Genomic DNA, 12,008 nt, shown 5'->3' on the forward strand with positions numbered 1-12,008 from the left:
ATGGAGGCGCATTATAGGGATCCCAATTTTTAGCACAAGTGTTTTTTAGATCTTTTTTTTCGACTGCTGATTTTCCGCGCTTTTCGCTGAAATCCCGCCCGATCTGCTTAAATATTGACGCATTTTGCCTTGCCTCGATCCAATAATATGATCAAGTCTTCCGTATAGCGCTCATCCTTAGAGGTAGTTATGTCTGCAGTATTACGCCCTTATAAAGATCTGTTCCCCCAAAAAGGCGATCGCGTGATGATCGATACCACCAGCGTGGTCATTGGTGATGTCCGAATGGCCGATGACGTCAGTATCTGGCCGCTCGTCGCCATCAGGGGAGATGTAAATTATGTGTCGATCGGTGCCCGTACCAATATTCAGGACGGTAGCGTTCTGCATGTTACGCACAAATCCTCTTATAACCCGGAGGGCAATCCCCTCATCATTGGAGAAGATGTTACCGTCGGACATAAAGTGATGCTTCACGGCTGCACTATCGGTAATCGGGTGCTTGTTGGCATGGGATCGATTTTGCTGGATGGCGTGATAGTAGAAGAAGACGTAATGATTGGGGCCGGTAGCCTGGTTCCGCAGAACAAACGTCTGGAAAGTGGTTATCTCTATCTGGGAAGCCCGGTAAAACAGATCCGCCCCCTGAAGGAGGCAGAGATCGAAGGATTAAAATACTCGGCGAACAACTACGTAAAATGGAAGAATGACTATTTGGATCAGGATAACCAAACCCAACCCTGATCGTCTTCCTGCTGCTCGCGGATTAAATCGCTGGCTTCCTCTTCCAGATCCCAGCGATTTTCGCAAAAAACGGCTATCGGGTCTGTGCCGCCAAAACGATGTAACAGCGCTTCTCCATGGATGGCACAGGTAAGCTGCATACCCTGCACCAGCACAGGAAAACAGACCGCCTGCTTATGCTCATCCCAGCTCTCTCTGTCCGGGAAATGAATAGCCTGATTCACGCCGAAAGCTCCTGCTTTAGCTTTTCAATGACTGGCTCGACTGCAGGCAACACCCCGTGCCAGAGCAGTACCGCATGCGCAGCCTGCCCCACCAGCATTCCCAGCCCATCGGCTAACTGTTTCGCACCGTGTTGTTCGCACCAGTTCAGGAAGGGCGTATTCCCTTTCTGATAAAACATGTCATAGAAGTACATGTGCGCGCTGACCAGCGAAGCGGGGATCGCTGGGATCTCGCCACTGATGCCGCTGGATGTGGCATTAATGACAAGATCGAACTCACGTTCGGCAAGATCGTCAAGCGCTACCGCACTTACGCTGCCGGTATGCGCAAACAACGCCGCCAGCGCTTCTGCCCGGGAAAAAGTTCGGTTGGTAATGGTCACCGCACAGTCCAGAGAAAGCAGAGGTAACAGTACTCCCCGCGATGCGCCACCCGCACCAATCAGCAGGACCCGGAACCCAGGTTTAATAAACGACAGTCGTTCCAGATCGCTCAGCAAACCTATTCCGTCAGTGTTGTCGCCCAGAAGACGTCCGTCCTCAAGCCGTTTTAGGGTATTTACTGCACCAGCAAGAGAAGCGCGCTCGGTCAGTTCATCAGCACGTTCGAAAGCTTCCTCTTTAAAAGGAACCGTCACATTCGCACCTTTGCCACCGGCGGCGAAAAAAGCCTCGAGCGTTGGAATAAATGCATCTACCGGTGCCAGTACGCGGCCATAGGGATGATTTATCTTCAGCTGCTCCGCAAATTGCTGATGGATCAGCGGTGACTTGCTGTGTGCAATCGGATTACCAAAAACAGCATAGGTTTCCATGAGATTACCCCTGGCGAAAACGTTCGCCGGTCAAAGCGTCGCGAATTTCAGACGGATTCAGGCGCCCTCCCGTCTCTCCAATAGCAACCGGGAAGTCATTTCCGAACTGTGCCAGCACTTCTTCAGTTGTACGACAAGGTGGCAATCCGGTCAGGTTGGCACTGGTTGAGACCAGCGGTTTACCAAATGCCAGGCAAAGCTCAACCACCAGAGGATGATCGGTGACGCGAACGGCGAGGGAGTCAAAGCGTCCGGTCAGCCAGCGCGGTGTTGTCGGCTGCGCCGGGAAAACAAAGGTCACCGGTCCGGGCCATGCGGAGAAAATAGTCTCGCGCTGCGCCGGTGTCAGCATAGAGTCATCAATGTAGGGCTTAAGCTGCTCGTAATTCGCAGCTATCAAAATCAACCCTTTCTCTACGGGTCTTTGTTTTAAGGCAAGCAGGCGGCTCACAGCCGTCTCGCTGTCAGGATCGCAACCGACCCCAAAAACAGCTTCAGTTGGATAGGCGATGACTTTTTCATTTTTCAGTACGTCCACTGCATAAGCAATGGAGCCTGATGGCAGGTTATTATCCACTATTTTGATCCGCCGTAACCGGCTTTCCACATTGTTTGCTGGCGCAGAAGCGTTTCATACCTTGCGCCGTTTTCTTCTCGATAAGTAGCGGATAGTTGCAATGAGGGCAGACGCCCGCTACCGGTTTGAAATTGATAACGAACTGGCATTCAGGGTAGCGATCGCAGGAATGGAAGGTCTTACCATAGCGGGAACGGCGCTGTACCAGCTGACCGCGCTGACACTGAGGACACGCAATAGCCGTTTCATCAGGCTTATCAATTTGTTCCGTATGCTCACATTCCGGATAACGGCTACAGCCAATAAACATACCGAAACGGCCCTGACGTAGCGCTAGTTCATCACCACAAAGAGGACATAGCTGTCCTTCCAGAATTTTGACGATATGTCCATCCGCCTGGCTTTTCAGAGGACGGACATAATCACATTCCGGATAGTGTGAACAACCGAGAAACGGGCCGTGTTTCCCGGACCGAATAACAAGTTCAGCCCCGCACTGCGGGCAGGGCTCGTTTTTATGCACCGTGAATAGTGCTGATTTGGCCATAACAACTCTTGGTGCTACACATAGAATTAATGCAGCATACCTTCATTCACTTCAAAGAGTAATTCTTCCATTTGCTGATAGGCATTTTCACAGCCCGGGATATTAAACAGAACCATCAGAATCACCCATTTCAGATCTTCCAGTTCAAATTCTGCCGTATCCAGCGCCATGACACGCTCTATCACCATTTCTCTCGTTTCGAGGTTCAGCACCTGAATCTGCTCAAGGAATAAGATGAATCCCCGGCAGCTGGCGTCCAGCCTTTCACACTCTTCTGCGGTATAAATGCGTACTGACAACGGGTCAGAAGCAAGCTGCATCGGTTCGGCGAGGCCTTCCTGATAATCAGCCAGTTTTTCCAGCCACATCAACGCATTATAGATATCTTCCCGCTCAAACCCCGCATCGGTAAGATCCTGTGTCAATTTGTCCTGATCCACTCGCATTTCTGCTTCGTTATGGATGTAAGTCTCAAACAAATACATCAGTACGTCGAACATGGCATGCCCTCCTTAATCGGACATAGCCGCCGGGTACAGCTGCGATCCACCCTGCTAACTCCAGTTCGAGTAGCTGTGCTACCGTTACTGGCACAGGTTGGCCGGCACGTTCAGCGACAACGTCAACAGGTGTTACCTCATCTCCTACGTTAGCCAGGAGCTTGGGAAATGGCAATGCCACCTTTCCCTGATCTGATGAATAATGTCGCTTTTCGGGATCTTCCTGCAGACATTGCAAGCCATATTGCAAATTTTCAAGAATGTCCCGCGCTTCTGTTACCGGCGTCGCACCCTGCTTTATCAGCCAGTGTGGTCCTTCACACCCCGGGTTACCAATCGGGCCGGGTAAGGCGAAAACCTCCCTCCCCTGATCGAGCGCGCATCGTGCAGTGACCAGCGAGCCGCTTCGCACTGCAGCTTCAACGACCAATACACCCCGGCTAAGCCCGCTGATGATTCGATTACGACGCGGAAAGTTTGCCGGCCGGGGCTGCGCCGAAAGAGGGAACTCAGACACTATCGCCCCGTCAGCTTCGACAAGCCGCATAGCCAGCGCCTGATGCCGACGGGGATAAATGCTAAACAGGCCGTTCCCCAGTACGGCCACGCTACGCCCTTTTACAGACAGCGCGGCGTTGTGAGCAACACCGTCTATACCGCAGGCCAGTCCGCTGGTGATTGTGAAACCACTTTGCGAAAGTTGTTCGCACAGAATTTTCCCCCATCGTTCTCCATACCATGACGGCGCACGGCTACCCACGACCGCCAGCTGGGTAGCATTAAGCGTTTCAGGGTTACCTTTTACGAATAAAGCACCGGGATAATCAGGAATTGCTCGAAGTAAAGGAGGATAAAGTGGATGGGTTGCCGTCAATAAATGATTTCCCGGCTGCTCAAGCCACACCAGACTACGCTCCAGCTCGCCCTCATCTGGGGCAAAGAACCGTTCAGCCTGTTTTGCTGACAGCCCGGCGTCTCTGACAGCGGAAGCATCGATATTTTTTTGCTTGTGCAGCCGTGCAGCCGCTTCCAGCATTCCATCGCCACATAATGAACCTGTGTGTATTAGCCGTAGCCATATCTCGATAGACGTCATCCTTTCCCCCTGCCATAAGCGGCCTGCGCAATCATTGCGATTGGTCACTGATGCTGTCAATCGACCCGGGATTTGTCTAGAATAGAAGTAATATTCTTATCAACTCCTGAACACGACTCTGGAAATTTATGGCAGTTTTGCAAGTGTTACATATTCCGGACGAGCGCCTTCGCATCGTCGCTGAACCGGTTAAAGAAGTGAATGAAGAAATCCAGCGTATCGTTGATGATATGTTCGATACCATGTACGCCGAAGAAGGCATTGGCCTGGCGGCGACGCAGGTAGACATTCATAAACGTATTATCGTGATCGACGTTTCTGAAAATCGCGATGAGCGTCTGGTGCTGATCAACCCTGAATTGCTTGAGAAGAGCGGTGAAACGGGCATTGAGGAAGGTTGTCTTTCTATTCCGGAACAGCGCGCTTTGGTGCCACGTGCCGAAAAAGTGAAAATTCGCGCTTTGGATCGTGACGGTAATCCGTTCGAACTGGAAGCAGATGACCTGCTGGCAATTTGCATTCAGCATGAGATGGATCATCTGGTCGGTAAGCTGTTTATCGATTACCTCTCGCCGTTGAAACAGCAGCGTATTCGTCAAAAAGTAGAGAAACTGGATCGTTTGCGCTCTCGCGCATAACGTCCCCCCGGATACAAGGATCATCGTGTCTAAAACACTACGTATTATCTTCGCGGGAACCCCTGATTTTGCAGCGCGTCATCTTGACGCGCTGTTATCTTCTGGTCACCAGGTTGTCGGCGTCTTTACCCAGCCGGACCGTCCGGCTGGTCGCGGTAAAAAACTGATGCCGAGCCCGGTAAAGGTGCTGGCAGAAGAGCATGGGCTTCCTGTTTTCCAGCCCGCATCCTTACGCCCTCAGGAAAATCAGCAGCTGGTTGCTGACCTGAACGCCGACGTAATGGTCGTGGTGGCTTACGGTTTAATTCTGCCAAAAGCGGTGCTTGATATGCCTCGTCTGGGTTGTATCAACGTGCACGGCTCCTTGCTCCCGCGCTGGCGTGGTGCGGCACCTATCCAGCGCTCCCTGTGGGCGGGGGATGCTGAAACCGGCGTCACAATCATGAAGATGGACGTAGGTTTAGACACTGGCGACATGCTGCATAAACTGGCGTGCCCTATTACTGCAGACGATACCAGCGCTACGCTGTATGACAAACTTGCAGGCCTCGGTCCGCAAGGGCTTATCGAGACGCTGCAGCAGCTTGCTGACAATACGGCGAAACCGGAAGTTCAGGATGAGGCGCTGGTGACGTATGCTGAAAAACTGAGTAAAGAAGAAGCCCGGCTCGACTGGTCCTTGTCTGCCGCTCAACTTGAACGCTGCATCCGCGCTTTTAATCCGTGGCCGATGAGCTGGATGGAGATTGATGAGCAGCCAGTGAAAGTCTGGAAAGCGTCAGTCATTAATGGCAATACGGCTGCTGAACCCGGCACGATTATCGACGCCAGCAAGAACGGTATCCAGGTTGCGACAGCAGAAGGGATCCTGAATCTTGAATCGCTGCAACCGGCCGGTAAGAAAGCCATGAGCGCTCAGGATCTATTAAATTCCCGTCGCGAATGGTTTATACCGGGTAATCGTCTTGCCTAATCCAATATATGCTTAAAGCCCGGTGTTTCCGGGCATTTTTATTTTTATAGTTATGAAAAAACAAAATCTACGCAGTATGGCGGCCAAAGCCGTTGAGCAGGTTATCGAGCAGGGTCAGTCATTGAGTAACATCCTGCCTCCCCTGCAACAAAAGGTATCTGATAAAGACAAAGCTCTGCTCCAGGAACTCTGCTTTGGCGTCCTGCGCACCCTTTCTCAGCTTGAGTGGCTCATTAATAAGCTGATGTCGCGCCCAATGACTGGCAAACAGCGTACCGTACATTATTTGATTATGGTGGGGTTTTATCAGCTTCTTCATACCCGCATTCCACCTCACGCCGCGCTGGCTGAAACGGTGGAAGGTGCCGTTGCGATTAAACGCCCTCAGTTGAAAGGGCTGATCAACGGCGTACTGCGTCAGTTCCAGCGTCAGCAGGATGAGCTACTGGCTGAATTTGCACAAAGCGAAACACGTTTTCTGCACCCGGACTGGCTGCTGAATCGTCTTAAAAAAGCGTATCCGCAGCAATGGCAAAACATTGCCGAAGCGAATAATCAACGCCCACCGATGTGGTTACGCGTCAACCGTAATCACCACACCCGTGACGCATGGCTGGCATTACTGGAAGAAACCGGAATGAGTGGATTCACGCATGCAGCCTATCCGGATGCCGTGCGTTTAGCCTCCCCTGCACCGGTACATGCTTTACCTGGTTTTGATGAAGGCTGGGTGACCGTACAGGATGCCTCGGCTCAGGGTTGCATGACCTGGCTTGAACCAGCAAACGGGGAACAGATCCTCGATCTTTGCGCCGCGCCTGGCGGAAAAACAACGCACATTCTTGAAGTGGCTCCGCAGGCCAGCGTAATGGCCGTGGATGTCGATGACCAGCGCCTGTCACGCGTCTACGACAACCTCAAGCGTCTGGGCATGAAGGCTCAGGTTAAGCAGGGCGACGGACGCAAGCCCGCAGAATGGTGTGGTGAAACCCAGTTTGACCGCATTTTGCTGGATGCTCCCTGCTCTGCAACAGGCGTGATTCGTCGCCATCCGGATATCAAGTGGCTGCGCCGCGATCGCGATATCAAGGAACTTGCCCAACTGCAATCGGACATACTTGATGCAATCTGGCCACATCTTAAACCCGGCGGTACGCTGGTTTATGCAACCTGCTCCGTACTGCCGGAAGAAAACAGCCAGCAAATCGCGGCCTTCCTGAAACGTACCCCGGATGCAACGCTGCGCGATACGGGAACGCCTGAATGCCCGGGCCAGCAAAACCTGCCGGGCGCGGAAGAAGGCGATGGCTTCTTTTACGCTAAGCTAATCAAAGAGTGATGTTGAGAACAGGTCACGAGATATGAAAATTATCATTCTGGGCGCAGGACAAGTGGGCGGAACGCTGGCGGAAAACCTGGTTGGCGAAAACAACGACATCACAATCGTTGATACCAACGGGGATCGTCTGCGCGTTTTACAGGACAAATTTGACCTTCGCGTTGTGCAGGGCCATGGTTCACACCCGCGCGTGCTACGCGAGGCGGGCGCCGACGATGCAGACATGCTCGTTGCGGTGACCAGTTCTGACGAAACCAATATGGTGGCCTGTCAGGTGGCCTACTCGCTTTTCAACACCCCTAACCGAATCGCGCGCATCCGTTCTCCGGACTATGTCCGCGATGCTGAGAAGCTCTTTAATTCAGAAGCGGTTCCTATTGACCATCTCATCGCACCAGAACAGCTGGTTATCGACAATATCTATCGTCTGATCGAATATCCAGGCGCACTGCAGGTGGTGAACTTTGCCGAAGGTAAGGTCAGTCTTGCCGTCGTTAAGGCCTATTACGGCGGCCCGTTGATCGGCAATGCGCTTTCCACAATGCGTGAGCACATGCCGCATATCGATACGCGCGTCGCCGCCATTTTCCGCCACGACAGACCTATTCGCCCTCAAGGCTCCACGATTGTCGAAGCGGGGGATGAGGTCTTCTTCATTGCGGCCTCTCAGCATATTCGTGCGGTGATGAGTGAGTTGCAGCGTCTCGAAAAGCCTTATAAACGCATTATGCTGGTCGGCGGTGGCAATATCGGCGCGGGCCTGGCGCGAAGGCTGGAAAAAGACTACAGCGTGAAATTGATCGAGCGCGATCAACAGCGTGCTTCTGAGCTGGCGGAAAAACTGCAAAATACGATCGTATTTTACGGCGACGCTTCGGATCAGGAATTATTGGCTGAAGAGCATATTGATCAAGTTGATCTCTTTATTGCCGTCACCAACGATGACGAGGCGAATATTATGTCCGCCATGCTCGCCAAACGTATGGGAGCAAAGAAGGTCATGGTGCTTATCCAGCGCAAGGCGTATGTCGACCTGGTTCAGGGCAGCGTTATTGATATTGCCATTTCACCGCAGCAGGCGACCATTTCCGCTCTGCTGAGCCATGTACGTAAAGCGGACATTGTCGGCGTTTCATCTCTGCGTCGCGGGGTGGCAGAAGCCATTGAAGCGGTAGCTCATGGAGATGAAACCACGTCACGCGTTGTTGGCCGCGCCATCGACGAAATTAAGCTGCCGCCGGGCACTATTATCGGCGCCGTAGTGCGCGGGAATGATGTCATGATCGCCAATGATAATTTGCGTATTGAGCAAGGCGACCACGTAATTATGTTCCTTACCGATAAAAAATTTATTACCGACGTCGAACGTTTATTCCAGCCTAGTCCATTCTTCCTTTAATACGTCGGGGCTCTCAATAGAGCCCCGCACTTTACCCTCTTTATTTTTGTGCCTTTTATTTTCATAACGTTTAATTATCCCGCATGGCAATTGGCTAATCATTTGTTAAACTTATAGTCGTCAGCTGGCACAAGGAGAACATAATGAGTTTTATTAAAGAATTTCGCGAATTTGCGATGCGCGGGAACGTGGTTGATTTGGCAGTGGGTGTCATTATTGGTGCGGCATTCGGCAAGATTGTTTCATCATTAGTTGCGGACATCATCATGCCACCTTTAGGGCTGCTAATCGGGGGCATTGATTTCAAACAGTTCGCGTTCACGCTGCGTGAAGCCCAGGGTGATATCCCAGCAGTTGTAATGCACTACGGCGTGTTTATCCAGAACGTATTTGATTTCGTGATTGTGGCGTTTGCTATCTTTATGGCTATCAAGCTGATTAACCGGCTCAACCGTAAAAAAGAAGAGCCAGCAGCAGCGCCTGCACCAACGAAAGAAGAAGTGTTACTGAGTGAAATTCGCGATCTGTTAAAAGAGCAGAATAACCGCGTTTAATCAGCAGTTAAAAACAGGAAGGCCAGTGGTAAATAAGCGATTCGCTTGCTTGCCACTGGCCTCCCAGTTACCCCGTTTTGCATGTTTGTCTTTACGCAGATAACTCCCCTTCCCTTTTTTATTCTTTTCAACGCGCTGTCGAAAAAGCGGGTCGTGAAGTAAAGCCTCGATGGCATTATCTTTAATTTGTCCCTTCGTGTGCTGATAGCGGCTCATAATTTCTCCTGAGCATGGTTTATGACGACGGAAGTCTAGACCCGAGTAGATTAAAAATCAACATCCCCGAGTTTCTCCACTGGCTCCCTGTTCAAGGGCTTCCAGAATTGAACAATAAATACTGCTATGAGCCGTTCCGCAGCAGGCATCATTCAACCTTTGCAAAGAGCGCTGCATGGTTTGCAGTTCCAGAATACGGGCTTCAACTTCATCAAGCCGGGCTTGTACGATGCTTTTGGATTCCTGACAAGTGTGATGCTCAGGATCGATGCGGATCGATAATAACTCGCGGATCGAATCAAGCGTGAAGCCAAGCTGTCGGGCGTAGCGTATGAATCTCAGACGTTGCAGATCGTTATCGGTATAAAGCCGAAAGCCGCCTTCCGTGCGTACCTCATGATCGATCATCTGCTGCTTTTCATAATATCGGATAGTGTCCGGCGTTACGTTCGCGAGCTTTGCAAGTTCACCGATACGGTACATCGCTACTCCTCGTTTATCTTCTTCATCAATATTTCACCGTATTCCCCATGCAGGAATTCCGTGCTCATTCCTGCCTGGCGCAGCTTGAGCTCGATCAGGGCAAGCCTGCGGCTAAGTTCTTTATGTCGAGGATCGTCCTGACGGATCCCTTTTAGCAGATCGACAAGTTCAACAGCCTCTCTGCGCTGCTCAAGCTCGGGCGGGAGGCAGCCAGCATTTTTTAGCAAACGGTATCCAGCCCGGAGTTCAGGCGCAATATGCGAATCATCTTCCAGTTCAAGAGGTTCGCCGCTCCCGGGAAGATTGTCGAAATCGCCTTTATTTTGGGCATCGCGAATATGGCGTTCTGCCCACTGATCAAGCAACCACATCATCAGCTCCAGGGGATGAACAAAATTGATACAGATATTGTAGAGAAGTGGGGATAATGCGGATATAAAAAAACCCGCCGAGGCGGGTTTTTTTACGTTACTGCAGATTACTCTGCAGCAGCTTCTGCTTTCTCTGAACGATCAACCAGCTCGATGTAAGCCATCGGCGCGTTGTCGCCTGCACGGAAACCACACTTCAAAATGCGAGTGTAACCACCGGCACGGCTCGCGAAACGCGGGCCCAGTTCGTTAAACAGTTTTGCCACGATCTCGTTATCACGAGTACGGGCGAATGCCAGACGACGATTAGCAACGCTGTCAGTCTTGGCAAGAGTAATCAGCGGCTCAACTACGCGACGCAGCTCTTTCGCTTTAGGCAGGGTCGTCTTGATGATTTCATGACGAACCAGTGAACCTGCCATGTTGCGGAACATAGCCTGGCGATGGCTGCTGTTGCGGTTCAGTTGACGACCACTCTTACGATGGCGCATGACCTTATCCTTCTCAGTAAAACCTTAACCTGTGATCCGGTTACTCGTCAGCAATGCTTGCCGGTGGCCAGTTTTCCAGGCGCATGCCCAGAGACAGACCACGTGAAGCCAGCACGTCTTTAATCTCGGTAAGAGATTTTTTACCCAAGTTCGGCGTTTTCAGCAACTCAACCTCGGTACGCTGTACCAGATCACCGATATAGTGGATAGCTTCTGCCTTGAGGCAGTTAGCAGAGCGGACAGTCAATTCGAGATCGTCAACAGGGCGCAGCAGGATCGGATCGAATTCTGGTTTCTCTTCTTTCACTTCTGGCTGACGTACATCACGTAAGTCAACGAAAGCTTCCAGTTGTTCTGCCAGGATGGTTGCCGCACGACGAATCGCCTCTTCAGGATCGATTGTGCCGTTGGTTTCCATTTCGATGACCAGCTTGTCCAGGTCGGTACGCTGTTCTACACGCGCTGCTTCAACATTGTAGGCAATACGCTCTACAGGGCTGTAGCATGCGTCGACCAGCAGACGGCCGATTGGGCGCTCATCTTCTTCCGAATGAATTCGGGCAGAAGCCGGCACATAACCACGACCGCGCTGAACTTTGATACGCATGCTAATAGCTGCGTTCTCATCGGTCAGGTGGCAGATCACGTGCTGCGGCTTGACGATTTCAACATCACCGTCGTGGGTGATGTCGGCTGCAGTCACAGGGCCAATGCCAGATTTATTCAGAGTAAGAATAACTTCATCTTTACCCTGAACTCTCACCGCCAGCCCTTTCAGGTTGAGCAGGATTTCAAGGATATCTTCCTGAACGCCTTCTTTGGTGCTGTACTCATGAAGTACACCATCAATCTCAACCTCGGTCACCGCGCAACCCGGCATCGATGAGAGCAGAATACGGCGCAGTGCGTTACCCAGAGTATGGCCAAAGCCACGCTCTAAAGGCTCAAGGGTCACCTTGGCGTGCGTCGAACTCACTTGCTCGATATCTACCAGGCGCGGTTTTAGAAACTCTGTCACAGAACCCTGCATTGTGTCCTCTC

The 12,008-nt window shown here is 51.6% G+C and carries 17 protein-coding genes; 6 read left to right on the top strand and 11 right to left on the bottom strand.

Annotation, left to right across the window (positions count from 1 at the left end; all coding sequences use genetic code 11):
* The first annotated feature begins 189 nt into the window (after window positions 1-189).
* Entirely contained in the window at window positions 190-744 is a 555-nt protein-coding gene (locus INF73_RS17085; RefSeq protein ID WP_193541476.1) for a gamma carbonic anhydrase family protein, read from the top strand.
* Here INF73_RS17085 and INF73_RS17090 read toward each other — a convergent pair.
* From INF73_RS17090 to dprA, 6 genes are read right to left on the bottom strand one after another with little or no spacing between them, the layout of a single operon-like run.
* Window positions 720-968: a DUF1488 domain-containing protein gene (locus tag INF73_RS17090; RefSeq protein WP_028014624.1), complete on the bottom strand. Its 249-nt coding sequence runs from the start codon at window positions 966-968 to the stop codon at window positions 720-722. The two genes, INF73_RS17085 and INF73_RS17090, sit on opposite strands and share 25 nt — an antisense overlap.
* Window positions 965-1,783 (bottom strand): shikimate dehydrogenase, encoded by an 819-nt coding sequence (aroE, locus tag INF73_RS17095; RefSeq protein ID WP_126327440.1) that lies wholly within the window; start codon window positions 1,781-1,783, stop codon window positions 965-967. Before aroE ends, INF73_RS17090 begins: the two co-directional genes overlap by 4 nt.
* A gap of 4 nt (window positions 1,784-1,787) precedes the next feature.
* On the bottom strand, window positions 1,788-2,360 hold the full coding sequence (gene tsaC / locus INF73_RS17100) for an L-threonylcarbamoyladenylate synthase type 1 TsaC (RefSeq protein WP_193541474.1): 573 nt from the start codon (window positions 2,358-2,360) through the stop codon (window positions 1,788-1,790).
* Entirely contained in the window at window positions 2,353-2,907 is a 555-nt protein-coding gene (locus tag INF73_RS17105) for a type I DNA topoisomerase (RefSeq protein ID WP_193541472.1), read from the bottom strand. Before INF73_RS17105 ends, tsaC begins: the two co-directional genes overlap by 8 nt.
* A gap of 26 nt (window positions 2,908-2,933) precedes the next feature.
* Window positions 2,934-3,407: a DUF494 family protein Smg gene (gene smg, locus INF73_RS17110; RefSeq protein WP_008503477.1), complete on the bottom strand. Its 474-nt coding sequence runs from the start codon at window positions 3,405-3,407 to the stop codon at window positions 2,934-2,936.
* The gene (dprA, locus tag INF73_RS17115) at window positions 3,379-4,503 is read right to left on the bottom strand and encodes a DNA-protecting protein DprA (protein ID WP_063155174.1); all 1,125 of its coding nucleotides are present in this window, start codon (window positions 4,501-4,503) and stop codon (window positions 3,379-3,381) included. Before dprA ends, smg begins: the two co-directional genes overlap by 29 nt.
* A 128-nt stretch (window positions 4,504-4,631) precedes the next feature.
* Between dprA and def the strand changes: the two genes are divergently transcribed.
* From def to mscL, 5 genes are all read left to right on the top strand, one after another.
* On the top strand, window positions 4,632-5,141 hold the full coding sequence (gene def / locus INF73_RS17120; RefSeq protein WP_193541470.1) for a peptide deformylase: 510 nt from the start codon (window positions 4,632-4,634) through the stop codon (window positions 5,139-5,141).
* A gap of 25 nt (window positions 5,142-5,166) precedes the next feature.
* On the top strand, window positions 5,167-6,114 hold the full coding sequence (fmt, locus tag INF73_RS17125; RefSeq protein ID WP_047363717.1) for a methionyl-tRNA formyltransferase: 948 nt from the start codon (window positions 5,167-5,169) through the stop codon (window positions 6,112-6,114).
* Between the two features lie 52 nt (window positions 6,115-6,166).
* Window positions 6,167-7,453, top strand: coding sequence for a 16S rRNA (cytosine(967)-C(5))-methyltransferase RsmB (gene rsmB, locus INF73_RS17130; protein ID WP_193541468.1), 1,287 nt, complete (start codon window positions 6,167-6,169; stop codon window positions 7,451-7,453).
* Between the two features lie 22 nt (window positions 7,454-7,475).
* Window positions 7,476-8,852 (top strand): Trk system potassium transporter TrkA, encoded by a 1,377-nt coding sequence (gene trkA, locus INF73_RS17135; protein ID WP_014885463.1) that lies wholly within the window; start codon window positions 7,476-7,478, stop codon window positions 8,850-8,852.
* Window positions 8,853-8,995: 143 nt separating this feature from the next.
* Window positions 8,996-9,406: a large-conductance mechanosensitive channel protein MscL gene (gene mscL, locus INF73_RS17140; protein ID WP_028014631.1), complete on the top strand. Its 411-nt coding sequence runs from the start codon at window positions 8,996-8,998 to the stop codon at window positions 9,404-9,406.
* Here the strand turns inward: mscL and INF73_RS17145 are convergent, their stop codons facing one another.
* From INF73_RS17145 to rpoA, 5 genes are all read right to left on the bottom strand, one after another.
* Window positions 9,407-9,622, bottom strand: coding sequence for an alternative ribosome-rescue factor A (locus INF73_RS17145; protein ID WP_045630326.1), 216 nt, complete (start codon window positions 9,620-9,622; stop codon window positions 9,407-9,409).
* Between the two features lie 57 nt (window positions 9,623-9,679).
* Complete coding sequence (zntR, locus tag INF73_RS17150) at window positions 9,680-10,105, bottom strand: Zn(2+)-responsive transcriptional regulator (RefSeq protein ID WP_028014633.1); 426 nt, start codon at window positions 10,103-10,105, stop codon at window positions 9,680-9,682.
* Between the two features lie 2 nt (window positions 10,106-10,107).
* Window positions 10,108-10,476: a DUF1992 domain-containing protein gene (locus tag INF73_RS17155; protein WP_045630324.1), complete on the bottom strand. Its 369-nt coding sequence runs from the start codon at window positions 10,474-10,476 to the stop codon at window positions 10,108-10,110.
* 107 nt (window positions 10,477-10,583) lie between these two features.
* Window positions 10,584-10,967 (bottom strand): 50S ribosomal protein L17, encoded by a 384-nt coding sequence (gene rplQ / locus INF73_RS17160; protein ID WP_001216368.1) that lies wholly within the window; start codon window positions 10,965-10,967, stop codon window positions 10,584-10,586.
* A gap of 40 nt (window positions 10,968-11,007) precedes the next feature.
* Window positions 11,008-11,997, bottom strand: a complete 990-nt coding sequence (rpoA, locus tag INF73_RS17165; protein ID WP_002919219.1) for a DNA-directed RNA polymerase subunit alpha — start codon at window positions 11,995-11,997, stop codon at window positions 11,008-11,010.
* Window positions 11,998-12,008 lie beyond the last annotated feature (11 nt).

Origin of the sequence: Enterobacter cloacae complex sp. P6RS (assembly GCF_014982245.1) — a bacterium.
In the GTDB taxonomy this organism is placed as follows: domain Bacteria; phylum Pseudomonadota; class Gammaproteobacteria; order Enterobacterales; family Enterobacteriaceae; genus Enterobacter; species Enterobacter bugandensis.

What these genes read in the sequence shown, in the direction of transcription:
- INF73_RS17085 (WP_193541476.1), top strand. Translation starts at nt 190, where the DNA reads ATGTCTGCAGTATTACGCCCTTATAAAGATCTGTTCCCCCAAAAAGGC.
- aroE (WP_126327440.1), bottom strand. Translation starts at nt 1,783, where the DNA reads ATGGAAACCTATGCTGTTTTTGGTAATCCGATTGCACACAGCAAGTCA.
- INF73_RS17105 (WP_193541472.1), bottom strand. Translation starts at nt 2,907, where the DNA reads ATGGCCAAATCAGCACTATTCACGGTGCATAAAAACGAGCCCTGCCCG.
- smg (WP_008503477.1), bottom strand. Translation starts at nt 3,407, where the DNA reads ATGTTCGACGTACTGATGTATTTGTTTGAGACTTACATCCATAACGAA.
- dprA (WP_063155174.1), bottom strand. Translation starts at nt 4,503, where the DNA reads ATGACGTCTATCGAGATATGGCTACGGCTAATACACACAGGTTCATTA.
- def (WP_193541470.1), top strand. Translation starts at nt 4,632, where the DNA reads ATGGCAGTTTTGCAAGTGTTACATATTCCGGACGAGCGCCTTCGCATC.
- rsmB (WP_193541468.1), top strand. Translation starts at nt 6,167, where the DNA reads ATGAAAAAACAAAATCTACGCAGTATGGCGGCCAAAGCCGTTGAGCAG.
- trkA (WP_014885463.1), top strand. Translation starts at nt 7,476, where the DNA reads ATGAAAATTATCATTCTGGGCGCAGGACAAGTGGGCGGAACGCTGGCG.
- mscL (WP_028014631.1), top strand. Translation starts at nt 8,996, where the DNA reads ATGAGTTTTATTAAAGAATTTCGCGAATTTGCGATGCGCGGGAACGTG.
- INF73_RS17145 (WP_045630326.1), bottom strand. Translation starts at nt 9,622, where the DNA reads ATGAGCCGCTATCAGCACACGAAGGGACAAATTAAAGATAATGCCATC.
- zntR (WP_028014633.1), bottom strand. Translation starts at nt 10,105, where the DNA reads ATGTACCGTATCGGTGAACTTGCAAAGCTCGCGAACGTAACGCCGGAC.
- INF73_RS17155 (WP_045630324.1), bottom strand. Translation starts at nt 10,476, where the DNA reads ATGTGGTTGCTTGATCAGTGGGCAGAACGCCATATTCGCGATGCCCAA.
- rplQ (WP_001216368.1), bottom strand. Translation starts at nt 10,967, where the DNA reads ATGCGCCATCGTAAGAGTGGTCGTCAACTGAACCGCAACAGCAGCCAT.
- rpoA (WP_002919219.1), bottom strand. Translation starts at nt 11,997, where the DNA reads ATGCAGGGTTCTGTGACAGAGTTTCTAAAACCGCGCCTGGTAGATATC.